Below are 22,203 nucleotides of genomic sequence, written 5' to 3'. Positions count from 1 at the left end.
ATTAAAAACCTACTTTTAGGCTCATTATGAATGATTTACTACCTGGATTGTTAAAGTAATCTAATCCATTGATTCTTGATCCAGCACCAGTTAAACTAGTTTCAGGGTCAACACCTTTGTAGTTAGTATCCAACCATAAGTTTCTTCCTGTGAAAGAGATTTGAGCGAAGCTAATTGCAGTGAATTTTTTAACATTAAAATCATAGCTTAAAGTAACATCACGAAGTCTAACCCAGTTAACATCAGTAACTGCTTCTTCAGCAGCACCACCACCATCTCCTAAATATTTTTGGAAATAATCTTTTGCAGAAATTGCTTTATCATTTGCACTTCCGTCTTCTTTAACACCATCGATAATATATGTACGCTCTCTGTCTGCTGAACGCTCAGAAACACCAAAGTTATCTAATCTTGCTAATGTACCGTTGTAAACAACACCACCATGTCTGATATCTAATAATGCAGATAAAGTAACTCTTTTGTATGAGAATGTATTTCTAATACCACCTGTCCAGTCTGGAGCAGAGTTTCCTAAGTTTCCTGTTTCGTCTGCAACAACTGCTAAACCATCAGATCCAATAATTTTGTTTCCATTTGCATCACGAGCCCATTTTGTTCCGTAAAAACTTCCTAAAGGTTGTCCTTTAACAGCATAGTATCCAATTGAAGCAAAAGCTGATTCTACAGAAACTTCTGTTAAACCTCCTGAAATATCAGTAACTTCATTTTCATTTTTAGCCCAGTTTAAGTTAATGTTCCATTGGAATGGGTTAGCTTTTTTGAAGATATCATATCCTAATTCTACCTCAATACCTTTATTAACTAACTCAGCAGCATTTCTATAATCAATACCAAATCCTGTTGATTGTGGAAGAGGAACGTTGATTAATAAGTCTTTTGATGTTTTGTAGTACAAGTTAATATCTGCACTTAAACGATTGTCAAGGAATTTAGCACTTAATCCAAGATCATGTCCTAATACTCTTTCTGGTTTTAAGTTTTGATTACCCAAAGTTCCAGAAACTGTCATTCCGTTTACCCCATTGTAAGGAAAACTTAAACCATCAGTAAAACCGTCAGTCATAAATGGTTGGCTATATGTGCTGATTGTAGCATATGCTCTTGGAGCGATACCAACTTCACCATATCCATAGCTAAGTTTAATATAGTTTGCCCAATCAAATGTATTAGATACAATCCAAGATGCTGTTCCAGATGGGAATATTGCACTTTGTACGTTAGCTCCATAAGTTGAAGACCACTCTTTTCTTACAGTACCTGCAAGGAAAATTTGATCTCTAATGTCAAACTCTAATTGTCCGAAAAGTGCTCTTGACATTGTGTTCTCTTCTACATTAGAGGTATATAATTCTGTCGCATTTCCTAAATTGTAAACGTTTCTAACAGCTAAGTTTTTACCTCTTGAAAAGATACTTAAGTATTGAGTAGAACGTAAGTTAAGACCAGCCGTATAGTTAATCTTTAACCAATCAGTTTTTAATGGAACTAAACCAGATGCGATTAAGTCACCATAGTAATCTTTGTTAGTAATGCTATTATAAGCTACTTCACCAATTCCTCCTAATCCATCTCCATTAGATGAAATAGCATAAACTTGTTTACGAGAATCTGAATAAGCATCGATACCACCTTTAGCAGTTACATTTAACCACTCTGCATGTTGATATGTTAAGTATAAGTTTCCTAAAGCACGATTAACATCACTTGTTGCAGGGTTTTCATTTACTGTATAATATGGGTTATCATAAGCAGAAACATAATTTTTATTATTTCCTTCTGGAGTAATGTAATCTCTTAGGTCATAATTAGTTGGAGAGCGTAATAAACTTAACATTACACCAGCTACGTTACTACCGTTTTGTACTAAAACATTCGTTGTATGTGTGTATTGAAGGCTACCTCCAGCTTTCCATTGTTCGTTTAATTTTAAATCTCCTACAAGTCTGATAGTGTTTCTTTTTAAACCAGTTTCTGGAATCATACCAGTTTGGTTAACGTTACCATATGAAGCTCTAAAAGTTGCTTTGTCGTCTCCACCATACAATGAAATATTGTTTGTTTGTGTTAAACCTTCTTGAAAGAAATTCTTTTCATTATTGTATGTTGGCAATCCTAATGATGCTGCAGTTGGTCCCCAGCTTTGTGGAGTTGCAGGATTGAAAGTTACAGTATTTGTCCCTTGAACATATTTTCTTTGTTTTTCAGGTAATTGGCTTACTCTGTCAATAGCTAATGAAGTATTAAAATCAATACCTAAACCTTTTCCGTTTCTACCTTTTTTAGTAGTATAGATAATAACCCCGTTACCAGCTCTTGCTCCGTATAATGCAGCAGCTGCAGGTCCTTTAAGGATAGTAACACTTTCGATGTCATTAGGGTTAATGTCTAATCCTCTATTTGAATTATTAATTCCAGATAAGTTAGCATTAAATGGGTTATCTCCTGCTGTAGTTTGATCTGTTGTGTTGTCAATTGGCACCCCGTCAACTACGATTAATGGATCAGTTGTACCAGTGATAGTGTTAGCACCTCTAATGATAATTTTACTAGATGCACCTGGAGTACCTCCAGAACCAATTACTTGTACACCAGCAGCTTTTCCAGCTAATGCCTGAAGAACGTTTTGTTCACCAGATTTAGTAATTTCGTCAGAAGTCACTTTAGATACTGCATATCCAAGTTTTTTCTCGTCTTTTTTGATACCTAATGCGGTTACAACCACACCTTCCAGTTCAACAGAATCATCTTTTAATTTTACACTAATAGATGTTGAACTTGCAGCTACTTCCTGAGATTTCATCCCAATGTAGCTAAATACCAAAACTTGGCTTGAAGATGCTTTGATAGAGAATTTACCATCAAAGTCTGTTTGCGTTCCTGTCTTTGTTCCCTTAACTAATACACTCACACCCGGTAAAGGCATTCCTGTATTGTCAGAAACTGTTCCAGAAACAGCTCTTTCTTGCGCGAAAGTAAGTTGCGCAACTAGTACTAATAAAAGTACTAAGAATCCATTGAACTTTAGTTTCATTTTTAAATATTTTGAATTAGTTCGACAAAAATCTTAATAATTTGTTAATCTACCTAATATAAAAAGCTTTTTTTTTAGTTAAATTATGATTTTACTATAAGATATTGTTTTTTTATAGTTAAAAAACACATGTAAATCTTAATTCCGTAATTTTTAGCCTCAAATATGATAATAATGAAAAATATTAATATTTACTTAACTGTTAAAATTAAATTTGTTCAAGGAAGTTTCCCTGTTTTTATAACTTTTAAACAAAAAAACCACCCTTTTTAGAGGGTGGTTTTCTGTTAAATTATGTTATAAGCTTAAAATTTGTCCCAAAACAATTTAGTTTCTACAGCATCTCCTCCAATTGCTGAACTAGCCTCTGTGTAACTAGCTTTGTTCAATGATTGTTCAATGATAGGATAAGTATATCTTTGCGGAATACCAGAAACTGCATCTGCTGGTGCAACTAAAACTGGAAAGTCTAATCTTCTATAAGTAGACCATCCTTCAAATGAATTATTATAATAAGCAATCCAGCTTTGAGTTCCAATTTTTTGTTTCCACGTACCAGTAGCTGTTGTATATGCTACAGCAGGATTCGCAAGATAGGTTGTTGCTTCTGCTGTGGTTCCGCCCCAATCTAATATAGATGCGATAATTGCAGCGTTATAATGTCCTTCTGCATCTGCAGGTGTGCCGTATAATGATCTTTCGGCAGCCTCTGCCAGTAGAAACTGTGCTCCAGCATAATCCAAAATTGTTCCAGGAAAATCTGGCGCCTGAATTGTTGGTGTTATATGTGTTTTATTGGCAAATGAGTTACTCGCTCCATTTTCACCACCTACATATTCAATTTCTGGAGTTGAAGGATCATCCATGTTACTATCAAAGTATTTTGAACGTCTTGGATCGTTAAGAGCTGTCATTCTGTCAATAATTGTGCTTGTAGGAACAAAGTCTGAGCGACCACTTGCTACAAGGTCTACATACAAAGGGTTTGTATTTGGTGTTGCTGTTAAGTATTTTAAATCAGCATTGTCAAGATTGGAATTGAATACAAATGGAGCGGCACTAGAAACTGTTGCTTTTGCTAAAGTAGCTTCTGTTGGTATGTCTGAAATTGTAATTCCTAATCTTAGTTTCAAAGTGTTTGCAAATTTTATCCACTTAGGTATATCACCATTGTAAATCCTGTCATTATCTCCAAAGCTTTTACCTCCTGTATTAAGATTTGTAATTGCTTTGTTTAGTCTGGAAATAAGATCTTTGTAAATTGTTAGGCCATCATCGTATTTAGGAGTTTTGTAATCTAAATTTAGTGCCTGTGAATATGGGATATTGCCAAAAGTCTCAACTAAAATGGCATAAGTGTAAACATTTAAGATCTCAATAATTGCAAGTTTATTCTGTTTATCTAATGGATTCTCTGTTAAGCCAAGAGGTGTTGCAGTGATGTTGGTTGCACTTTGATTTAGATCTTTCAATACATCTTTGTATAAATATTGCCAGTGCTGCTCAGGAATGGTTCTGGTAACTAAGTCGTAATTGCTTTCATCTGTATAAACAGTTTCTGTCCAGTATTGGTTTAGTAGTCTGATGACATTGTCATTAACATTAGTACTCATCATTTGATCTACTAGTTTTTTTTGAGCGCTTGTAAATAAAGCTTCTCCTGGTACATTTGATGGATCTTTAACGTTTACGTTTAAGTTTTCTAAATCATCGGAGCAAGACGCAAAGGTTGCTGCAGTGAGTAGAATTAAAAATATTTTTTTCATGATTTCTTGATTTAAAATTGGATTTTAACGTTGAAGCTAACATCTCTTGTTGATGGCAAAGATCCTGTTGAGTAGCCTTGTAAATTACCTGCTCCTAGGCCTGATTCCGGATCTGCATCTGGTAAATTTTTATGTATAATCCAAAGGTTGGTTCCAACAATGCTGAAAGTCATTCCATTTATGAAAGTATTTTTTAATACTTTTTCTGATAAAGAATATGAAATTGACGTTTGTCTTAATTTAATATAACTTGCATCATATACAAACGCTTCATCTGGTAATCCTCTTCTGTATCCTTGGGCTCCAAAACGACTAGCTTCAATTCTGGTTGTGTTTACAGCTCCGTTAGGATTTACGCCTGGATTAATAAAACCACCACTGTCAGATCCTGAAGTTAAAGGATCTCTTACTGGATTTCCAAGTTCGTTAGTAAAAGCGGTGTCATCATACAGACCTGTTGCTAAACCATAATAGCGGTCAAGTGAGAATATTTGTCCTCCTTTTTGCATATCAATTAAAAACTCGAAAGAAAAATTTTTGTAGCTAAATCTATTGTTTAAACCAGCAGTGTAATCTGGGTTTGAATTTCCGATTGCATTATCAGAAGTTGAAGTTTTTATGTATTGACCATTAGCAGGATCAACAACTCTTTGTCCGTTTAAATAAGTATATTGAGTACCGTAGATTACGCCATAAGGTTGTCCGACTGCAGCATTGATCGTTACGCCGCCTTGCATTGTTCCAAGTTGTAAATTGTCAATTCCGTCTAATAGATTCAATACTTTGTTTCTGTTTCTGGCAAAGTTTAAGTTAATGTCCCAAGAAAAGTTTTCTGTTTTTATTGGAGTACCATTCAAAGAAACCTCAATACCTTTGTTTTCTATTTCTCCAGCGTTAATTAATTCATATAAATAACCAGTTGAAGAAGTTAGTCTTAATGGGATAATTTGATCAATTGAATTTGATTTATAATATGAAAAATCAAGTCCTAATCTTTTTTTGAAAAACGAAAGCTCTAGGCCGGCTTCGTAACTTTTAGTACGTTCCGGTTTTAGGTTTGGATTATTTTTTGTGTCTTTTACTGATGCAGACGATGCTCCGAAAGCTGTGTTTACTGCATAGGTGTCTAAAATTCTGTCAAATCCAGGACTATTACCAACTTCTGCGTAGTTCAGTCTTATTTTTCCAAAAGACAACCAATCAGCATCTACGAATTTTGAAAATACAAAACTTGATGACACTGAAGGATAGTAGTAAGAGCTATTTGCTTCAGGAAGAGTAGAAGAGTGATCTCTTCTTATTGTTCCTTCTAAGAATAAATAATCATCATAACCAAAAGAGGCGCTTCCGTAAACACCATCAACACCTATAGCTTCGTCTCTTTCAATAGGAGCTAATAATGGGCTAACTGTATTTTGTAGTGAATATAATTTTGGAATTGCAAGTCCTCCATTTGTTGCTGCAAAAAGAGAAGTGTAATAACTTCTTCTAATGTTTACACCGACAACCCCTTTAAGATTTAATTTTTGTGTAATGTTAGTATTGTAGTTTAACATGAAGTCATAGTTAAACTCACTGAAGCCTATGTTTTTTCTTGAATATCCAGATGATGCTGGATTTCTGTCCTCACTACCATCGCCACCACCAGTTCCAATACCAAAATTTGCTGGTACGCTCCCAATTGCTCGTCTCTCTTCTTGTAAATCATCATAAGTATCAACAGCTACTCTACCAAATGCATCTAACCAACTTGTGATTTTATAGTTCAATGATGCATTTCCAATAAATCTGTTTCTGCTGTCTGATTCATAATTTTCATAACGTTGAAAATATGGATTGTCCCAGAAAATTGGAGTAGAATTTGTGTATGAATTTGGATTCCATGATATGTTTCTTCCTGTTAACTCATATGCTTGTTTTAAACCTTTCAAGTCAACATTGGTTTGCCACCATTGTCTAAAATTACCGGCAATATTATCATTATATCCAGTGCTGTTCCTGCCGACCGTGCTTGTTTTTGTAAAGTTACCATAACCTGCTACAGTTAATCTGTCATTTATCAGAGTTGAAGCATTTAACGTAAAGGTATTCCTCTTTAATGTGCTATTTGGTAAAAGACCAGTTTGATCAAGATTGTTGAAGCCTAATCTTAAATATCCATTTTCTAAACCTTTGTCTATAGAGATAGAATTAGTAACAGCTACTGGTTTTTGAAAAAATGTTATTGGACCATTTTTTGCATTAACCCATGGGGTAGCTTTCATGTAGTTAGGTGATTCTGGATAAAACGCATCCCATTGGTAAACTAATAAGTTAGGATTGAATGCTTGTCCATAAGAAGCGTCTTCCGTCAACGGAGTAACGTTGTCTAAAATTCCATCCCCATCAATATCAATGTGGTCTAAATATGAATCTTCATCTGGTCCATAGTAAGGTCCGTATCCAGCTCCATATTGTTTCTGGTATTTAACAAAGGTGCTTTTGTCAACAGACCCAACAGTTACGCCAGAGTTAACTGTTACAGAATATCCTTTTCCTTTTTTATTCCCCTTTTTTGTTGTAATTACTACAACTCCATTAGCAGCTCTTGATCCGTATAATGCACTTGCGGCTGAACCCTTAAGTACGTTTATTGATTCAATATCTTCAGGGTTAATGTCAGATGCTGCGCTACCATAATCGTAACCTGCACCAGATTGTTCCTGGTCTCTCGAGTTTGAATTATTGTTGCTTACAGGAACTCCATCGATAACAAATAAAGCTTGGTTGTTTCCTGTTAAAGATGAGTTTCCTCTAATTACGATGTTGGTAGAACCTCCAAAATTAGTTGTTCTCTTTACTTGTACACCTGAAACTTTTCCTGAGATGGCATTTACGAAGTTGTCGCTTTTTACTGCAGCTAGGCTTTCACCTTTTACTTCTTGTGTTGCGTAACCAAGAGATTTCTTCTCTCTTGATAAACCTAAAGCTGTAACAACAACACCTTCAAGCTGTTGAGCGTCTCCTGATAATTTAGTGTTAATTTGTGATGAACTCGCTGTGATTTCTTGCGACCTCATTCCAATGTAACTAAATACTAAAACTTGACTTGGTGTTGCTTTGATGGAATATTTTCCGTCAAAATCTGTTTGTGTTCCAGTTTTTGTTCCCTTAACTAATACACTTACGCCTGGTAAAGGCATGCCTGCATCATCGGTAACAGTGCCCGAAACAGCTCTTTCTTGCGCAAAGGTTAACTGCGCGAATAGCACTAATAATAGTACTAAAAATCCATTGAACTTTGGTTTCATTTTCTCAATTATTTTGAATTAGTAATACAATATTCACAATAATTAGTTAATAATCCTAATGTTATGTTAAGGAATTTTTAATAAATGTCAAAATTTAACATTGTAACATATGTTTAAAATACTGTTATAAAATTTGATTTCGGCTTTGTTTATGCTACCATTAGCAATAATTATCTTTAAAAGTCCGGTTTTTGTGAGTAGTCCAAATCCTACACCTAAGGAAACTAAATTATTATACTTTTTTTCTTTGTTTAAAGAAGTTTGATCTTGATATAATCCGTAATCAAGGATAGTGTGAAAATAAAGATTAGAGGTCGTTAAATATCGATATTCTGTTATGATTAAATTTACATTATTGGCTTGAAGGCTATTTTCTGCAAAGCCTCTAATAGAATTTAATCCTCCAAATCGAAATAATTCATTTGAAATGTAGTTTTTGCTTTTTAAATATTGAATTTGCGAATTGATAAATATGAAATTCTTTCTGTTTAATTCAAAATTATAAGATAGATTTAAATTTGTGTAAAATTGTTTACTTGCTTCGGCTGTCTCAGGATCGTTATTAGTATCTCTCTTTCCGTATCCAATTGTAAAATTAAGATTTGCTTTTTTAAAAAATAGATTATTTACATAATCTGCTTTTTTGTATTCAATTGTTGAAGTGATATAAGAGTTTTTAAAATCGCTGATAGTTGAATTATTAGTGTTCTGAATGTCGCTTGATTCTGTTGATTGATATCCCAGATATATTTTTGAATTATAATTTAAGTAATATCCTAAATCAATTGCCGTTTTTGTATTTTGAAATGTACTGTCTTGCTTAAAGATATTAAGTTGTGCTTTTAGACCTAAAGATGAATTGAATATATAGGGTATTTCTATTTTTGTATTAAATGTTTTTTGCTGATTCCCATCACTTTTCCAGTAAAGTGAAAATTGTTCACCCGCGTGAAGTGTGTTTAATAAAGTAATATCCAGATAACCGTTAAGTACTGTTTTTTTGTTGTCGTCATTTGAGAATCCTATATAGCCATCAAAAGTATTTGCTTTTCTTTTTTCGATATAAGTGTAGATTTTAGTAGAGTCATTTGTGAATAGTATTTGAGGATATTTTGTTTGAGTAACAAATTCATAACTATTTATATCATCGTATAATTCTTTTACAATTTCCTGATTAAAAGTTTTATTTAGATATTTTTTATTCAGTTGTTTTAAATGACCTTTTGGGAAATAGTTTTTTTCTTGAGCATTTGTTTGGGTAAGAATAATTGAATTAAAAGTGCGTTTTTTTTCGGATTTAAAATTTAGTACCCCATAAATTATTAAATTCTTCTTTTTGATATTGTCAAGTTTTATTTTGCTTAAGGCAAAACCCTTTTTTTCTGCATCAATTATTTTTTGATTTAAAAAGTTTTCAAGTTGATTATAAGGTATAATTATGCTGTCATTTTTTGTGTCGGTTGAGTTCGAAAAAAAAATGTCTTTACCTATATATATATGTATCTCTTTAATTTTTTTATTTAAATCTATTTTTGTTATATAGCTGCTGTCATTTGTTTGTTTTATTTCATTGGGTTTATTGTCTAAAAAGCCTATGGAGGTTAATTTTTGTGATGTTTTTTTTATCTCATCATGCAATGATTTTATGTTGCTGTGTTTAGTAGAATAATTTAATGAATCGATTATCCGATTTTCAGTATCGTTTGAGCCAATTATTTTTAAATAAAAGTTTTGGCTATAAGATGAAAAGCAGGATAGAAAAAAAACTATATATAGTAAGTGTTTCAAAAGCAATTGTTTCATTTATTAAAAGTATTGCAAATATCAATTGTTTGTTCGTAAAATCATAAGCTTAAATAATGTTATTGAAAATTAATGAATTAACGTTTGTATAGTGAAAAATATTTTATACATTTGCAACCCCGTAAAAAGCGGGAATTTAATATACATAATAAATTTTTAGTATTAATTATGCCAACAATTCAACAATTAGTAAGAACAGGAAGAACTCAGATAACTAAGAAGAGTAAATCGGTTGCTTTAGATTCTTGTCCTCAAAGAAGAGGGGTTTGTACGCGTGTTTACACTACTACACCAAAAAAACCAAACTCTGCAATGCGTAAAGTTGCGCGTGTACGTTTGACAAATGGTAATGAAGTGAATGCTTACATCCCTGGAGAAGGACACAATTTACAAGAGCACTCGATAGTATTAGTTAGAGGTGGAAGGGTAAAAGATTTACCAGGTGTTAGATATCATATCGTTCGTGGAGCGCTTGACACGTCAGGAGTTGCAGGAAGAACGCAAAGAAGATCTAAGTACGGTGCTAAACGCCCAAAAGAAGCAAAAAAGTAATTTAAAACGTTAAGAGTTGGAGGTTAGGAGTTAAGGTTGGAGATTGAAAACGTAAGTCATAAATCTGTAACACATAACATTTAACGGATAACCTATAACTTTTTATTAAAAAAAAGACATGAGAAAAAGAGCGGCAAAGAAAAGACCACTTTTACCAGATCCAAGGTTTAACGACCAATTGGTAACACGTTTTGTAAACAACTTAATGTGGGATGGTAAGAAATCTACAGCTTTCAAAGTATTTTATGATGCTATTGACATCATTGAGTCTAAAAAGCAAGATTCAGAAAAATCTTCATTAGAAATTTGGAAAGATGCTTTAACAAACGTTATGCCTCACGTAGAAGTACGTAGTCGTAGGGTAGGTGGAGCTACATTTCAAATTCCAATGCAAATTAGACCAGACAGAAAAATTTCTATGGCAATGAAGTGGTTAATACTTTATTCTAGAAGAAGAAATGAAAAATCTATGGCACAACGTTTAGCGTCAGAATGTTTAGCTGCTGCTAAAGAAGAAGGTGCTGCGGTTAAGAAAAGAATGGATACTCACAAGATGGCAGAAGCTAATAAAGCTTTCTCTCACTTTAGATTTTAATTCGTAAGAAATGGCTAGAGATTTAAAATATACAAGAAATATCGGAATTGCTGCTCACATTGATGCTGGTAAAACAACAACAACTGAGCGTATCCTTTTTTATACTGGAAAGTCACATAAAATTGGTGAAGTACACGATGGTGCTGCAACAATGGACTGGATGGCTCAAGAGCAAGAAAGAGGTATTACAATTACTTCAGCTGCAACAACTTGTGAGTGGAATTTTCCAACTGAGCAAGGTAAACTTTTGCCTGAATCATTGCCATACCACTTTAATATTATTGATACTCCTGGACACGTTGACTTTACTGTAGAGGTAAACCGTTCTTTGCGTGTACTTGATGGATTGGTTTTCTTGTTTAGTGCTGTAGATGGTGTTGAGCCACAATCAGAAACTAACTGGAGACTTGCTGATCAATATAGAGTTCCACGTATGGGATTCGTAAATAAAATGGACCGTCAAGGATCTAACTTTTTGGCAGTTTGTCAACAAGTTCGTGATATGTTAAAATCTAATGCTGTTGCAATCACTTTGCCAATTGGTGAAGAAAATGATTTCAAAGGTGTTGTAGATTTAGTAAAAAACCAAGCTATCATTTGGCATGATGCTACTCAAGGGGCGACTTTTGATATAGTTGAAATTCCTGCTGATATGGTTGCAGAAGTTAAAGAGTACAGATCTATTCTTATTGAAGCAGTTGCTGACTACGATGAAAATCTTTTAGAGAAATTCATGGAAGATGAAAACTCTATTACAGAGGAAGAAATCAACAATGCTTTAAGAGCTGCTACTATGGATATGGCTATCATCCCGATGATTGCTGGTTCTTCTTTCAAAAACAAAGGAGTTCAGTTCATGTTAGATGCAGTTTGTAAGTATTTACCTTCTCCAATGGATAAGGAAGGTATTGAAGGAATTCATCCTGATGATGCTGAATTATTAGAAGAAGATCAAACTAAAATCTTGCGTAAGCCAGATGTAAAAGAGCCGTTCGCTGCTTTGGCATTTAAAATTGCTACTGACCCATTCGTAGGTCGTTTAGCTTTCTTCCGTGCTTACTCTGGTCGTTTAGATGCTGGCTCTTATGTTTTGAACACGCGTTCAGGAAATAAAGAAAGAATTTCTCGTATCTACCAAATGCATGCTAACAAACAAAATCCAATCGAATTTATTGAGGCTGGAGATATTGGAGCTGCTGTTGGATTTAAAGATATCAAAACTGGAGATACATTGTGTGATGAAAAACACCCAATTATTCTTGAGTCTATGAAATTCCCTGCGCCGGTAATTGGTATTGCAATTGAGCCTAAAACTAAAGCTGACGTTGATAAAATGGGTATGGCTTTGGCTAAATTAGCTGAAGAAGATCCAACATTTACTGTTAGAACAGATGAGGCTTCAGGGCAAACAATTATCTCTGGTATGGGTGAGCTTCACTTAGATATCTTAGTAGATCGTATGAAACGTGAATTTAAAGTTGAAGTAAACCAAGGTGAGCCTCAAGTTGAATATAAAGAAGCGTTTACAAGAACTGCTACACACAGAGAAACTTACAAGAAACAATCAGGAGGTCGTGGTAAATTCGGTGATATCGTATTTACACTTGAGCCGGCTGACGAAGTTGATGGTAAAGTTCCTGTAGGATTACAGTTTATTAATGCAGTAAAAGGTGGTAACGTTCCTAAGGAATATATCCCTTCTGTAGAAAAAGGTTTCCGTGAAGCTATGAAAACTGGTCCTTTGGCAGGTTATCAAGTGGATAGTTTGAAAGTAACTTTGACAGATGGATCTTTCCACCCTGTCGATTCTGATGCTCTTTCTTTTGAATTAGCTGCAAGAATGGGTTATAGAGAAGTAGCTAAAGCTGCTGGAGCAATTATTCTTGAGCCAATCATGAAAATGGAAGTTATTACTCCGGAAGAAAACATGGGAGATATCGTAGGTGATATCAACCGTCGTAGAGGTCAGGTTAATGACATGGGTGACAGAAACGGTGCTAAAACTATTAAGGCTGATGTGCCTTTATCAGAGATGTTTGGATATGTAACAACATTAAGAACATTATCTTCAGGTAGAGCTACTTCAACAATGGAGTTTTCTCACTATGCAGAAACACCTTCTAATATTTCAGAAGCTGTAATTAAAAAAGCAAAAGGTAACGCTTAATTCTTAAGAAAATGAGTCAAAAAATCAGAATAAAACTAAAATCTTACGATCACATGTTGGTGGATAAGTCTGCTGAAAAGATCGTAAAAACAGTAAAAACTACTGGAGCAGTTGTAACAGGTCCAATTCCGTTACCAACTCACAAAAAACTTTTCACTGTGTTGCGTTCTCCGCACGTTAACAAAAAAGCGAGAGAGCAATTTGAAGTAATGTCATACAAGAGATTGATTGATATTTATTCATCTTCATCTAAAACTATTGATGCATTAATGAAACTTGAATTGCCAAGTGGAGTTGAAGTAGAAATAAAAGTATAATTTTTATTACATTTTATATTTAAAAGCGAGACAGAAATGTCTCGCTTTTTTTATACTGAAAAGTTTCGCTTGGTATTTATTTTTAAAATATCTTATCGCTATTAATTGTTCGGCTTTTGAGTGAAATGTCTTTAGTTTAGGCTCTTACGAAAGTTTTTTGTTTTGGGTATTAGGTAAATGTTAAGGTGTTGTTCGTTGTGAGTTAAAAGGAGAAAAATTATTTTTTTAAAGAAAAAAAATGTTAGCGGTGCTAAGAGTGATGCTTTGATTTTGATTATGAGCTATTTAATTTTTCTAACTGTTTGGTATATTCGATTTTAATGTATACTTTTGCACTCCCTGTTTGGAAATTTTGGTAATTTTCAAATTGAAGGGAATTTTAGTAATTAATAATTAATATTTATGTCTGGGTTAATTGGTAAAAAAATCGGCATGACTAGTATTTTCGACGAAAACGGGAAAAACATTCCTTGTACAGTAATCGAAGCTGGACCATGCGTTGTTACCCAAGTCAGAACCAAAGGTGTTGACGGGTACGAAGCGTTGCAACTTGGTTTCGATGACAAAAACGAGAAACATTCCACTAAAGCGGCTTTAGGTCACTTTAAAAAAGCTGGAACTGTTGCTAAGAAAAAAGTCGTTGAATTTCAAGATTTTGCAACTGAACAAAAATTAGGGGATCTTATTGATGTTTCTATTTTTGCTGAAGGAGAATTTGTAGATGTACAAGGTGTATCTAAAGGTAAAGGTTTTCAAGGGGTTGTTAAACGTCACGGATTTGGTGGTGTTGGACAAGCAACTCACGGTCAACACAACCGTTTAAGAGCGCCAGGTTCTGTAGGAGCTTCTTCTTATCCGTCTAGAGTATTCAAAGGAATGCGTATGGCTGGAAGAATGGGAGGAGACAATGTAAAAGTTCAAAACCTTAGAGTTTTAAAAGTGGTTGCTGAAAAGAACCTACTTGTTATTAAAGGATGTGTTCCTGGACATAAAAACTCTTATGTAATCATTCAGAAGTAATGGAAGTAAAAGTATTAGATTTCAACGGAAAAGATACTGGAAGAAAAGTTCAACTTTCTGATTCAGTATTCGCAATTGAACCAAACAATCACGCTGTATACCTTGATGTGAAGCAATATCTTGCTAATCAAAGACAAGGAACTCACAAAGCTAAAGAAAGAGCTGAAGTGACAGGAAGTACGCGTAAGATTAAAAAACAAAAAGGAACAGGTACTGCTCGTGCGGGAAGTATTAAAAATCCATTGTTTAAAGGTGGTGGAACAATTTTTGGACCAAGACCAAGAAGTTATTCATTCAAATTGAATAAAAGCTTGAAAAGATTGGCGAGAAAATCAGCTTTCTCAATCAAAGCAAAAGAGTCAAATATTATCGTTCTTGAGGACTTTAGTTTTGAAACTCCAAACACTAAAAATTTCATTAACGTTTTGAAAGCTTTAGGGTTAGATAATAAAAAATCTCTATTTGTGTTGGGAGAGTCAAATAAAAATGTATATTTGTCGTCACGCAATTTAAAGGCTTCAAATGTCGTAACTAGCTCAGAATTAAGCACTTACGCTATTTTAAACACTAACAATTTAGTGCTTTTAGAAGGTTCTTTGGAGTTAATTGAAGAAAATTTAAGTAAATAATAGGAATATGAGCATCATAATTAGACCTATAGTAACAGAAAAAGTAACCAAAGAAAGTGAAGTTTTAAACCGCTTCGGATTCGTTGTTGACAAAAAAGCAAACAAAGTTCAAATTAAGAAAGCTGTTGAAGCTGCTTATGGAGTAACTATCGTTTCAGTTAACACGATGAACGTAAGGCCGGATAGAACTACAAAATACACTAAAAGTGGTTTGATCAGTGGAAAGACAAATGCAATTAAGAAAGCGATTGTTCAAGTACAAGAAGGAGAAACAATTGATTTTTACAACAATATCTAAGATAGAAAAATGTCAGTAAGAAAATTAAAACCTATTACCCCAGGTCAGCGATTTAGAGTTGTGAATGGTTATGACGCCATTACAACTGATAAGCCGGAACGCTCTTTGATAGCGCCGATAAAAAACTCTGGAGGTAGAAATAGTCAAGGAAAGATGACCATGCGTTATACGGGTGGTGGTCACAAGCAGAGATATCGTATTATTGATTTCAAAAGAACTAAAGACGGAATTCCGGCTACTGTGAAATCAATCGAATACGATCCAAATCGTACTGCATTTATCGCTTTATTAGCTTATGCTGATGGAGAGAAAACTTATGTAATTGCTCAAAACGGATTGAAAGTTGGTCAGAAATTAGTTTCTGGTCCGGAATCTCAACCTGAAATTGGTAATACATTGCCTTTAAGCAGAATTCCTTTAGGAACTGTAATCTCTTGTATTGAGTTACGTCCAGGTCAAGGAGCGGTAATCGCTCGTTCAGCTGGTACATTTGCTCAATTAATGGCAAGAGATGGAAAATATGCTACAATTAAAATGCCATCTGGTGAAACAAGATTGATCTTGTTAACTTGTTCGGCTACAATTGGAGCTGTTTCTAATTCAGACCACCAATTAGTTGTATCAGGAAAAGCTGGTAGAACAAGATGGTTAGGAAGAAGACCTAGAACAAGACCTGTTGCAATGAACCCTGTTGATCACCCAATGGGTGGTGGAGAAGGACGTTCTTCTGGTGGACATCCACGTTCAAGAAATGGAATACCAGCAAAAGGTTATAGAACTCGTTCTAAGAAAAACCCGAGTAACAAGTATATCGTAGAACGTAGAAAGAAATAATAAGATATGGCACGTTCATTAAAAAAAGGACCTTTCGTTCATTATAAGTTAGACAAGAAAGTTCAGGAAAACGTAGAAAGTGGTAAAAATAGTGTAGTAAAGACTTGGTCTAGAGCTTCTATGATTACTCCAGATTTCGTTGGACAAACTATCGCAGTTCATAACGGTCGTCAATTTGTACCAGTTTACGTAACAGAAAACATGGTAGGTCACAAATTAGGAGAATTTTCACCAACTAGATCTTTTAGAGGTCATGCTGGAGCAAAAAATAAAGGTAAAAAATAAGAAGCAATGGGAGTTCGTAAAAGAGAAACAGCAGATGCGAGAAAAGAGGCTAATAAGTCTATTGCTTTCGCAAAATTGAATAACTGCCCTACTTCACCTAGAAAAATGCGCTTAGTAGCGGACTTGGTAAGAGGTCAGAAGGTAGAAAGAGCACTTAACATCTTAAGATTTAGTTCTAAAGAAGCTTCAAGAAAATTAGAGAAACTATTATTATCTGCAATCAATAACTGGGAGCAAAAAAATAGTGAAGGTAATTTAGAAGAAGCTGGATTATTTGTTAAGGAGATCAGAGTAGATGGTGGAATGATGTTAAAAAGACTTCGTCCAGCTCCACAAGGTCGTGCACACAGAATAAGAAAACGTTCTAATCACGTAACAATCGTGCTTGGAGCTATCAATAACACACAAAGCAATTCTTAAGCAGCATGGGACAAAAGACAAATCCAATTGGAAATAGACTTGGTATCATCAGGGGGTGGGACTCAAACTGGTATGGTGGAAATGATTACGGTGATAAACTTGCCGAAGATCACAAAATCAGAAAGTATATCCACGCTCGTTTATCAAAAGCTAGTGTATCTAAAGTAATCATTGAGAGAACTTTGAAACTTGTAACCGTTACTATCACTACTGCTAGACCTGGTATCATTATCGGAAAAGGTGGACAAGAGGTAGACAAGTTGAAAGAAGAACTTAAGAAAGTTACTGACAAAGAGGTTCAAATCAACATCTTTGAAATCAAAAGACCTGAATTAGATGCTTATCTTGTGGCGACAAGCATCGCTCGTCAAATCGAAAGCCGTATTTCTTACAGACGTGCAATCAAAATGGCTATTGCTGCTTCTATGCGTATGAACGCTGAAGGTATCAAAGTTTTGATTTCTGGTCGTTTGAATGGTGCAGAGATGGCACGTTCAGAAGGTTTCAAAGAAGGTAGAATTCCTCTATCAACTTTCAGAGCTGATATTGATTATGCTTTGGCTGAAGCTCATACTACGTATGGTAGAATGGGTATCAAAGTATGGATCATGAAAGGTGAAGTTTATGGAAAGAGAGATCTTTCTCCGCTTGCAGGAATGGATAAAAAACAATCTGGAACTGGTGGTGGTAAAGGTGGAGATGCCCCTAGAGGTAAATCTAACTTTAATAAAGGTGGAAAACCAGACGCTCGTAAAAGAAAGTAAATTTTTAAACTAAAGAAAAATGTTACAGCCTAAAAGAACAAAATACCGTAAGGTACAAAAAGGTAAAATGAAAGGTAACTCTCAAAGAGGGCATGAACTTTCTAATGGAATGTTTGGTATTAAATCTGTACATGAAGATGGAATGTTCTTAACGTCTCGTCAAATCGAAGCTGCGCGTATTGCTGCAACTCGTTTCATGAAGAGAGAAGGACAATTATGGATCAAAATATTTCCAGACAAACCAATTACTAAGAAGCCTCTTGAGGTACGTATGGGTAAAGGTAAAGGTGCCGTTGAATATTGGGCTGCCGTTGTTAAACCCGGAAGAATTATGTTTGAAGTTGGAGGAGTTCCTTTATCAGTTGCAAAAGAGGCTTTACGTCTTGCAGCTCAAAAGCTTCCAGTAAAAACTAAATTCGTCGTTGCTAGAGATTTCGAAGCATAATTTATATTATATTATGAAACAATCAGAAATAAAAGATCTTTCTGCAGCGGAGTTGCAAGAAAAACTTAGTCAAACTAAGAAGATATATGCTGACCTAAAAATGGCCCACGCTATTTCTCCAATTGAGAATCCACTTCAAATTAGAAGTGTAAGAAGAACAGTTGCAAGATTGGCTACAGAGCTAACTAAAAGAGAGTTACAATAATTGTATTCTGCTGAAAGATGGAAGAAAAAAGAAATTTAAGAAAAGAAAGAATAGGTGTTGTTACTTCAAATAAAATGGATAAATCTATTGTTATTGCTGAAGTAAGAAAAGTAAAACACCCATTATACGGTAAGTTCGTGTTGAAAACAAAGAAATACGTTGCACACGACGAAACAAACGACTGTAACATTGGAGATACTGTAAGAATTAGCGAAACGCGTCCTTTAAGTAAAACAAAATGTTGGAGATTAGTTGAAATCTTAGAAAGAGCTAAATAATTATGGTACAACAGGAATCAAGACTAAAAGTAGCAGATAACACGGGAGCAAAAGAAGTTTTAACTATCCGTGTTTTAGGAGGTACCAAAAGAAGGTATGCCTCTGTTGGTGACAAGATTGTAGTATCTATTAAAGATGCAACTCCTAACGGTAACGTTAAAAAAGGAGCTGTTTCAACTGCAGTTGTTGTACGTACCAAAAAAGAAGTGAGAAGAGCTGATGGTTCTTATATCCGTTTCGATGACAATGCATGTGTTCTTTTGAACGCTGCAGGGGAAATGAGAGGAACTCGTGTTTTTGGTCCGGTAGCAAGAGAACTTCGTGAAAAACAATTCATGAAAATTGTATCATTAGCACCAGAAGTGCTTTAATTCGTTTTAAGATGATAAAGCTAAAAATAAAAACAGGAGATATCGTAAGAGTTATTGCTGGAGACCATAAAGGTGCTGAAGGTAAAGTTTTACGTGTTTACCGTGAGAAAAACAAAGCGATAGTTGAAGGTGTAAACATGGTTTCGAAACATACAAAACCAAGTGCTAAAAACCCTCAAGGTGGTATCGTTAAGAAAGAAGCTTCTATACAAATATCTAACATTTCACTAATTGATCCTAAAACTAAGGAAACAACTAGAGTTGGTATTAGAGTAGAAGGAGATAAGAAAGTAAGATTTTCAAAAAAATCTAATCAAGTACTATAGTAATGGCATATACACCTAGACTAAAAGAAGAATATAAGAGTAGAGTAATCTCTGCTCTTAAAGAGGAATTCGGATATACAAACGTAATGCAAGTTCCAAAACTTGAAAAAATCGTTTTGAGCCGTGGAGTTGGTGCAGCTGTATCTGATAAAAAACTTATTGACTATGCAGTTGATGAGTTAACAAAGATCACTGGACAAAAAGCAGTATCTACAATTTCAAAGAAAGACGTTGCGTCATTCAAATTGAGAAAAGGGATGCCTATTGGAGCAAAAGTTACTTTACGTGGTGAGAGAATGTATGAGTTTTTAGATAGACTTATTACTTCTGCTTTACCGCGCGTTAGAGATTTTAGTGGTATCAAAGCTACTGGTTTTGACGGAAGAGGTAATTACAATCTTGGAGTTTTAGAGCAAATCATTTTCCCTGAAATTGATATTGACAAAGTAAACAAAATTTCGGGAATGGATATTACATTTGTTACTACTGCTCAGACAGACAAGGAAGCAAAGTCATTATTGAGTGAATTAGGATTACCTTTTAAAAAGAATTAAGACATGGCTAAAGAATCAATGAAAGCCCGTGAGGTGAAAAGAGAGAAAACGGTAGCTAAGTACGCTGAGAAAAGAAAAGCTTTGAAAGAAGCTGGAGATTTTGAAGGTTTACAAAAACTACCTAAAAATGCTTCACCAGTTCGTTTACACAATCGTTGTAAATTAACAGGTAGGCCAAGAGGTTATATCCGTCAATTTGGTATTTCACGTGTAACTTTCCGTGAGATGGCTAATAATGGATTAATTCCTGGAGTTAAAAAGGCATCTTGGTAATCTCGCAAAAAGTTATTACTTTTGCAAACCAAAAAATAATTTTAATTGATTAAAGGTTCGGGAGACGAGTGTCTCCCGAAAACCGTAATCGCAATCAAATACATATGTATACAGATCCTATTGCAGATTATTTGACTAGAGTTCGTAACGCTGTGGCTGCAAACCACAAAGTTGTTGAAATTCCAGCTTCTAATCTAAAAAAAGAAATAACTAAGATCTTATTTGATCAAGGTTATATCTTGAGTTACAAATTTGAGGATAACTCTGTTCAGGGTTCAATCAAAATTGCTTTGAAGTACGATAAAGATACTAAAGAGCCTGTAATTAAAGATATCCAAAGAATTAGTAAACCTGGTTTACGTAAATACGCAGGTGCTGCCAAATTACCAAGAATCCTTAACGGATTAGGAATTGCAATTGTTTCAACTTCAAAAGGTCTTATGACTGGAAAACAAGCGAAACAATTAAATGTAGGTGGTGAAGTAATTTGTTACGTATACTAATTTTAAAGACTAAATAAGATGTCAAGAATAGGTAAAAGTCCAATTGTAATCGCTGCTGGAGTAACTGTAGAAGTTAAAGACGGTATCGTTACGGTAAAAGGAAAAAAAGGTCAACTAACTCAGGAGTTTTCGGACATTACTGTAAAAGTTGAAGGCGATCAAGTTTTATTAGAAAGATCGTCTGATCATAAAGACCAAAGAGCAAAACACGGATTATACAGATCATTAATCAATAACATGATTATCGGTGTATCTGAAGGTTTTACAAAAGAACTTGAATTAGTTGGAGTTGGTTATAGAGCTTCAAACCAAGGTCAAAAATTAGATTTAGCTCTTGGATATTCTCACAATATTGTTTTAGAAATTGCTCCAGAAGTAGTTTTAGAAACAATATCTGAAAAAGGTAAAAACCCTATCGTAAAATTAACATCATTTGACAAACAACTTTTAGGACAGGTTGCTGCGAAAATCAGAGGTTTCCGTAAGCCTGAGCCATACAAAGGAAAAGGTGTTAAATTTGTGGGTGAAGTATTAAGAAGAAAAGCAGGTAAATCAGCTTAAAAAATAAGATTATGTCATTAACAAAATCTGATAGAAGACAGAGAATTAGATTCAGAATTAGAAAATCGATTAGTGGTACTGCTACTAACCCAAGACTATCTGTATTTAGAAGTAACAAAGAAATTTATGCTCAACTTATTGATGACGTAAATGGAGTTACTATTTTAGCTGCATCTTCAAGAGAAAAAGAAATAGGAAAAGGTACTAACGTTGAAGTCGCTGCTGCTGTTGGAAAACTAGTTGCAGAGAAAGCGTTAAAAGCTGGGATCGAAACCATCACTTTTGATAGAGGTGGGTATTTGTATCACGGTCGTATTAAATCATTAGCAGAAGGCGCAAGAGCGGCTGGACTTAAATTCTAATATATTATGTCTAAATACAAAAATGTAGAATTGGTAAAACCAAGTGGTCTTGAACTTAAAGATCGTCTGGTAAGTGTTAATCGTGTTACTAAAGTTACAAAAGGTGGTAGAGCTTTCGGTTTTTCTGCTATTGTAGTTGTAGGTGATGAAAACGGAGTAGTTGGTCATGGATTAGGAAAATCTAAAGACGTTTCTGAAGCAATTGCGAAAGCGGTAGAAGATGCTAAGAAAAATCTAGTTAAAATTCCTTTGAACGGACAATCTGTTCCTCACGAACAAAAAGGTAAATTTGGTGGTGCACGTGTATTCTTAATTCCTGCTTCTCATGGTACAGGAGTTATTGCTGGTGGAGCTGTTCGTTCAGTTCTTGAGTCAGTAGGTATTCACGATGTATTATCTAAATCTCAAGGATCATCAAATCCTCATAACGTAGTGAAAGCAACTTTTGATGCTTTATTACAAATGAGAAGCGCTCACACTGTTGCAAAACAAAGAGGTGTTTCTTTAGAAAAAGTTTTTAAAGGTTAATTCAA

At 34.5% G+C, this 22,203-nt stretch carries 26 protein-coding genes; 22 read left to right on the top strand and 4 right to left on the bottom strand.

Features of this window, described 5'->3' with window-relative positions; all coding sequences use genetic code 11:
• Position 1 precedes the first annotated feature (1 nt).
• From ASF10_RS04525 to ASF10_RS04510, 4 genes are all read right to left on the bottom strand, one after another.
• Complete coding sequence (locus ASF10_RS04525; protein ID WP_056245978.1) at positions 2 to 3,052, bottom strand: SusC/RagA family TonB-linked outer membrane protein; 3,051 nt, start codon at positions 3,050 to 3,052, stop codon at positions 2 to 4.
• 305 nt (positions 3,053 to 3,357) lie between these two features.
• A complete protein-coding gene (locus ASF10_RS04520; RefSeq protein WP_056245976.1) occupies positions 3,358 to 4,818 on the bottom strand; it encodes a SusD/RagB family nutrient-binding outer membrane lipoprotein in 1,461 nt (486 codons plus the stop codon).
• Positions 4,819 to 4,829: 11 nt separating this feature from the next.
• On the bottom strand, positions 4,830 to 8,108 hold the full coding sequence (locus tag ASF10_RS04515) for a SusC/RagA family TonB-linked outer membrane protein (RefSeq protein WP_056245972.1): 3,279 nt from the start codon (positions 8,106 to 8,108) through the stop codon (positions 4,830 to 4,832).
• A gap of 87 nt (positions 8,109 to 8,195) precedes the next feature.
• Complete coding sequence (locus ASF10_RS04510) at positions 8,196 to 9,896, bottom strand: ShlB/FhaC/HecB family hemolysin secretion/activation protein (protein ID WP_317039036.1); 1,701 nt, start codon at positions 9,894 to 9,896, stop codon at positions 8,196 to 8,198.
• Positions 9,897 to 10,079: 183 nt separating this feature from the next.
• Between ASF10_RS04510 and rpsL the strand changes: the two genes are divergently transcribed.
• The 22 genes from rpsL (at position 10,080) to rpsE (ending at position 22,198) form a co-directional block, all read left to right on the top strand.
• Complete coding sequence (rpsL, locus tag ASF10_RS04505; protein ID WP_007136570.1) at positions 10,080 to 10,463, top strand: 30S ribosomal protein S12; 384 nt, start codon at positions 10,080 to 10,082, stop codon at positions 10,461 to 10,463.
• A 118-nt stretch (positions 10,464 to 10,581) separates the two neighbouring features.
• Positions 10,582 to 11,058, top strand: coding sequence for a 30S ribosomal protein S7 (gene rpsG / locus ASF10_RS04500; protein WP_007803600.1), 477 nt, complete (start codon positions 10,582 to 10,584; stop codon positions 11,056 to 11,058).
• Positions 11,059 to 11,068: 10 nt separating this feature from the next.
• Positions 11,069 to 13,225, top strand: coding sequence for an elongation factor G (gene fusA / locus ASF10_RS04495; protein WP_056245966.1), 2,157 nt, complete (start codon positions 11,069 to 11,071; stop codon positions 13,223 to 13,225).
• 11 nt (positions 13,226 to 13,236) lie between these two features.
• Positions 13,237 to 13,542 carry a 30S ribosomal protein S10 gene (rpsJ, locus tag ASF10_RS04490; RefSeq protein WP_007803605.1) on the top strand — a complete coding sequence of 102 codons (306 nt, stop codon included), beginning with the start codon at positions 13,237 to 13,239 and terminating at the stop codon, positions 13,540 to 13,542.
• A gap of 402 nt (positions 13,543 to 13,944) precedes the next feature.
• On the top strand, positions 13,945 to 14,562 hold the full coding sequence (gene rplC, locus ASF10_RS04485; RefSeq protein WP_007803612.1) for a 50S ribosomal protein L3: 618 nt from the start codon (positions 13,945 to 13,947) through the stop codon (positions 14,560 to 14,562).
• The gene (gene rplD, locus ASF10_RS04480) at positions 14,562 to 15,191 is read left to right on the top strand and encodes a 50S ribosomal protein L4 (protein WP_042565876.1); all 630 of its coding nucleotides are present in this window, start codon (positions 14,562 to 14,564) and stop codon (positions 15,189 to 15,191) included. The genes rplC and rplD overlap by 1 nt, the downstream gene beginning before the upstream one ends.
• Before the next feature lie 7 nt (positions 15,192 to 15,198).
• Positions 15,199 to 15,489, top strand: coding sequence for a 50S ribosomal protein L23 (gene rplW / locus ASF10_RS04475; RefSeq protein WP_017495018.1), 291 nt, complete (start codon positions 15,199 to 15,201; stop codon positions 15,487 to 15,489).
• Positions 15,490 to 15,498: 9 nt separating this feature from the next.
• Complete coding sequence (gene rplB / locus ASF10_RS04470) at positions 15,499 to 16,323, top strand: 50S ribosomal protein L2 (protein ID WP_007803623.1); 825 nt, start codon at positions 15,499 to 15,501, stop codon at positions 16,321 to 16,323.
• Positions 16,324 to 16,329: 6 nt separating this feature from the next.
• Positions 16,330 to 16,608: a 30S ribosomal protein S19 gene (gene rpsS, locus ASF10_RS04465; RefSeq protein ID WP_012022488.1), complete on the top strand. Its 279-nt coding sequence runs from the start codon at positions 16,330 to 16,332 to the stop codon at positions 16,606 to 16,608.
• A gap of 6 nt (positions 16,609 to 16,614) precedes the next feature.
• Positions 16,615 to 17,028: a 50S ribosomal protein L22 gene (gene rplV, locus ASF10_RS04460; protein ID WP_007803631.1), complete on the top strand. Its 414-nt coding sequence runs from the start codon at positions 16,615 to 16,617 to the stop codon at positions 17,026 to 17,028.
• A 5-nt stretch (positions 17,029 to 17,033) separates the two neighbouring features.
• Positions 17,034 to 17,792, top strand: coding sequence for a 30S ribosomal protein S3 (gene rpsC, locus ASF10_RS04455; RefSeq protein ID WP_012022487.1), 759 nt, complete (start codon positions 17,034 to 17,036; stop codon positions 17,790 to 17,792).
• A 19-nt stretch (positions 17,793 to 17,811) separates the two neighbouring features.
• Positions 17,812 to 18,237, top strand: a complete 426-nt coding sequence (rplP, locus tag ASF10_RS04450) for a 50S ribosomal protein L16 (protein WP_007803637.1) — start codon at positions 17,812 to 17,814, stop codon at positions 18,235 to 18,237.
• A 13-nt stretch (positions 18,238 to 18,250) separates the two neighbouring features.
• A complete protein-coding gene (gene rpmC, locus ASF10_RS04445; protein WP_007803639.1) occupies positions 18,251 to 18,442 on the top strand; it encodes a 50S ribosomal protein L29 in 192 nt (63 codons plus the stop codon).
• Positions 18,443 to 18,459: 17 nt separating this feature from the next.
• Complete coding sequence (rpsQ, locus tag ASF10_RS04440; protein WP_007803646.1) at positions 18,460 to 18,720, top strand: 30S ribosomal protein S17; 261 nt, start codon at positions 18,460 to 18,462, stop codon at positions 18,718 to 18,720.
• A 2-nt stretch (positions 18,721 to 18,722) separates the two neighbouring features.
• Positions 18,723 to 19,091: a 50S ribosomal protein L14 gene (gene rplN, locus ASF10_RS04435; protein ID WP_007803649.1), complete on the top strand. Its 369-nt coding sequence runs from the start codon at positions 18,723 to 18,725 to the stop codon at positions 19,089 to 19,091.
• 11 nt (positions 19,092 to 19,102) lie between these two features.
• Positions 19,103 to 19,417 carry a 50S ribosomal protein L24 gene (rplX, locus tag ASF10_RS04430; protein ID WP_056245963.1) on the top strand — a complete coding sequence of 105 codons (315 nt, stop codon included), beginning with the start codon at positions 19,103 to 19,105 and terminating at the stop codon, positions 19,415 to 19,417.
• Positions 19,418 to 19,419: 2 nt separating this feature from the next.
• Positions 19,420 to 19,971: a 50S ribosomal protein L5 gene (rplE, locus tag ASF10_RS04425; protein ID WP_056245961.1), complete on the top strand. Its 552-nt coding sequence runs from the start codon at positions 19,420 to 19,422 to the stop codon at positions 19,969 to 19,971.
• 3 nt (positions 19,972 to 19,974) lie between these two features.
• Complete coding sequence (rpsN, locus tag ASF10_RS04420; RefSeq protein ID WP_007803655.1) at positions 19,975 to 20,244, top strand: 30S ribosomal protein S14; 270 nt, start codon at positions 19,975 to 19,977, stop codon at positions 20,242 to 20,244.
• 104 nt (positions 20,245 to 20,348) lie between these two features.
• Positions 20,349 to 20,747 (top strand): 30S ribosomal protein S8, encoded by a 399-nt coding sequence (rpsH, locus tag ASF10_RS04415; RefSeq protein ID WP_017495014.1) that lies wholly within the window; start codon positions 20,349 to 20,351, stop codon positions 20,745 to 20,747.
• An 18-nt stretch (positions 20,748 to 20,765) separates the two neighbouring features.
• A complete protein-coding gene (gene rplF / locus ASF10_RS04410) occupies positions 20,766 to 21,308 on the top strand; it encodes a 50S ribosomal protein L6 (RefSeq protein ID WP_056245959.1) in 543 nt (180 codons plus the stop codon).
• An 11-nt stretch (positions 21,309 to 21,319) separates the two neighbouring features.
• Positions 21,320 to 21,670: a 50S ribosomal protein L18 gene (gene rplR, locus ASF10_RS04405; protein ID WP_056245956.1), complete on the top strand. Its 351-nt coding sequence runs from the start codon at positions 21,320 to 21,322 to the stop codon at positions 21,668 to 21,670.
• 3 nt (positions 21,671 to 21,673) lie between these two features.
• Positions 21,674 to 22,198 carry a 30S ribosomal protein S5 gene (rpsE, locus tag ASF10_RS04400; RefSeq protein ID WP_085950926.1) on the top strand — a complete coding sequence of 175 codons (525 nt, stop codon included), beginning with the start codon at positions 21,674 to 21,676 and terminating at the stop codon, positions 22,196 to 22,198.
• Positions 22,199 to 22,203 lie beyond the last annotated feature (5 nt).

Origin of the sequence: Flavobacterium sp. Leaf82, assembly GCF_001422725.1 — a bacterium.
GTDB lineage: Bacteria > Bacteroidota > Bacteroidia > Flavobacteriales > Flavobacteriaceae > Flavobacterium.
This window is presented reverse-complemented; position numbering and strand designations above follow the sequence as displayed.

What these genes read in the sequence shown, in the direction of transcription:
- ASF10_RS04525 (WP_056245978.1), bottom strand. Translation starts at nt 3,052, where the DNA reads ATGAAACTAAAGTTCAATGGATTCTTAGTACTTTTATTAGTACTAGTT.
- ASF10_RS04520 (WP_056245976.1), bottom strand. Translation starts at nt 4,818, where the DNA reads ATGAAAAAAATATTTTTAATTCTACTCACTGCAGCAACCTTTGCGTCT.
- ASF10_RS04515 (WP_056245972.1), bottom strand. Translation starts at nt 8,108, where the DNA reads ATGAAACCAAAGTTCAATGGATTTTTAGTACTATTATTAGTGCTATTC.
- rpsL (WP_007136570.1), top strand. Translation starts at nt 10,080, where the DNA reads ATGCCAACAATTCAACAATTAGTAAGAACAGGAAGAACTCAGATAACT.
- rpsG (WP_007803600.1), top strand. Translation starts at nt 10,582, where the DNA reads ATGAGAAAAAGAGCGGCAAAGAAAAGACCACTTTTACCAGATCCAAGG.
- fusA (WP_056245966.1), top strand. Translation starts at nt 11,069, where the DNA reads ATGGCTAGAGATTTAAAATATACAAGAAATATCGGAATTGCTGCTCAC.
- rpsJ (WP_007803605.1), top strand. Translation starts at nt 13,237, where the DNA reads ATGAGTCAAAAAATCAGAATAAAACTAAAATCTTACGATCACATGTTG.
- rplC (WP_007803612.1), top strand. Translation starts at nt 13,945, where the DNA reads ATGTCTGGGTTAATTGGTAAAAAAATCGGCATGACTAGTATTTTCGAC.
- rplD (WP_042565876.1), top strand. Translation starts at nt 14,562, where the DNA reads ATGGAAGTAAAAGTATTAGATTTCAACGGAAAAGATACTGGAAGAAAA.
- rplW (WP_017495018.1), top strand. Translation starts at nt 15,199, where the DNA reads ATGAGCATCATAATTAGACCTATAGTAACAGAAAAAGTAACCAAAGAA.
- rplB (WP_007803623.1), top strand. Translation starts at nt 15,499, where the DNA reads ATGTCAGTAAGAAAATTAAAACCTATTACCCCAGGTCAGCGATTTAGA.
- rpsS (WP_012022488.1), top strand. Translation starts at nt 16,330, where the DNA reads ATGGCACGTTCATTAAAAAAAGGACCTTTCGTTCATTATAAGTTAGAC.
- rplV (WP_007803631.1), top strand. Translation starts at nt 16,615, where the DNA reads ATGGGAGTTCGTAAAAGAGAAACAGCAGATGCGAGAAAAGAGGCTAAT.
- rpsC (WP_012022487.1), top strand. Translation starts at nt 17,034, where the DNA reads ATGGGACAAAAGACAAATCCAATTGGAAATAGACTTGGTATCATCAGG.
- rplP (WP_007803637.1), top strand. Translation starts at nt 17,812, where the DNA reads ATGTTACAGCCTAAAAGAACAAAATACCGTAAGGTACAAAAAGGTAAA.
- rpmC (WP_007803639.1), top strand. Translation starts at nt 18,251, where the DNA reads ATGAAACAATCAGAAATAAAAGATCTTTCTGCAGCGGAGTTGCAAGAA.
- rpsQ (WP_007803646.1), top strand. Translation starts at nt 18,460, where the DNA reads ATGGAAGAAAAAAGAAATTTAAGAAAAGAAAGAATAGGTGTTGTTACT.
- rplN (WP_007803649.1), top strand. Translation starts at nt 18,723, where the DNA reads ATGGTACAACAGGAATCAAGACTAAAAGTAGCAGATAACACGGGAGCA.
- rplX (WP_056245963.1), top strand. Translation starts at nt 19,103, where the DNA reads ATGATAAAGCTAAAAATAAAAACAGGAGATATCGTAAGAGTTATTGCT.
- rplE (WP_056245961.1), top strand. Translation starts at nt 19,420, where the DNA reads ATGGCATATACACCTAGACTAAAAGAAGAATATAAGAGTAGAGTAATC.
- rpsN (WP_007803655.1), top strand. Translation starts at nt 19,975, where the DNA reads ATGGCTAAAGAATCAATGAAAGCCCGTGAGGTGAAAAGAGAGAAAACG.
- rpsH (WP_017495014.1), top strand. Translation starts at nt 20,349, where the DNA reads ATGTATACAGATCCTATTGCAGATTATTTGACTAGAGTTCGTAACGCT.
- rplF (WP_056245959.1), top strand. Translation starts at nt 20,766, where the DNA reads ATGTCAAGAATAGGTAAAAGTCCAATTGTAATCGCTGCTGGAGTAACT.
- rplR (WP_056245956.1), top strand. Translation starts at nt 21,320, where the DNA reads ATGTCATTAACAAAATCTGATAGAAGACAGAGAATTAGATTCAGAATT.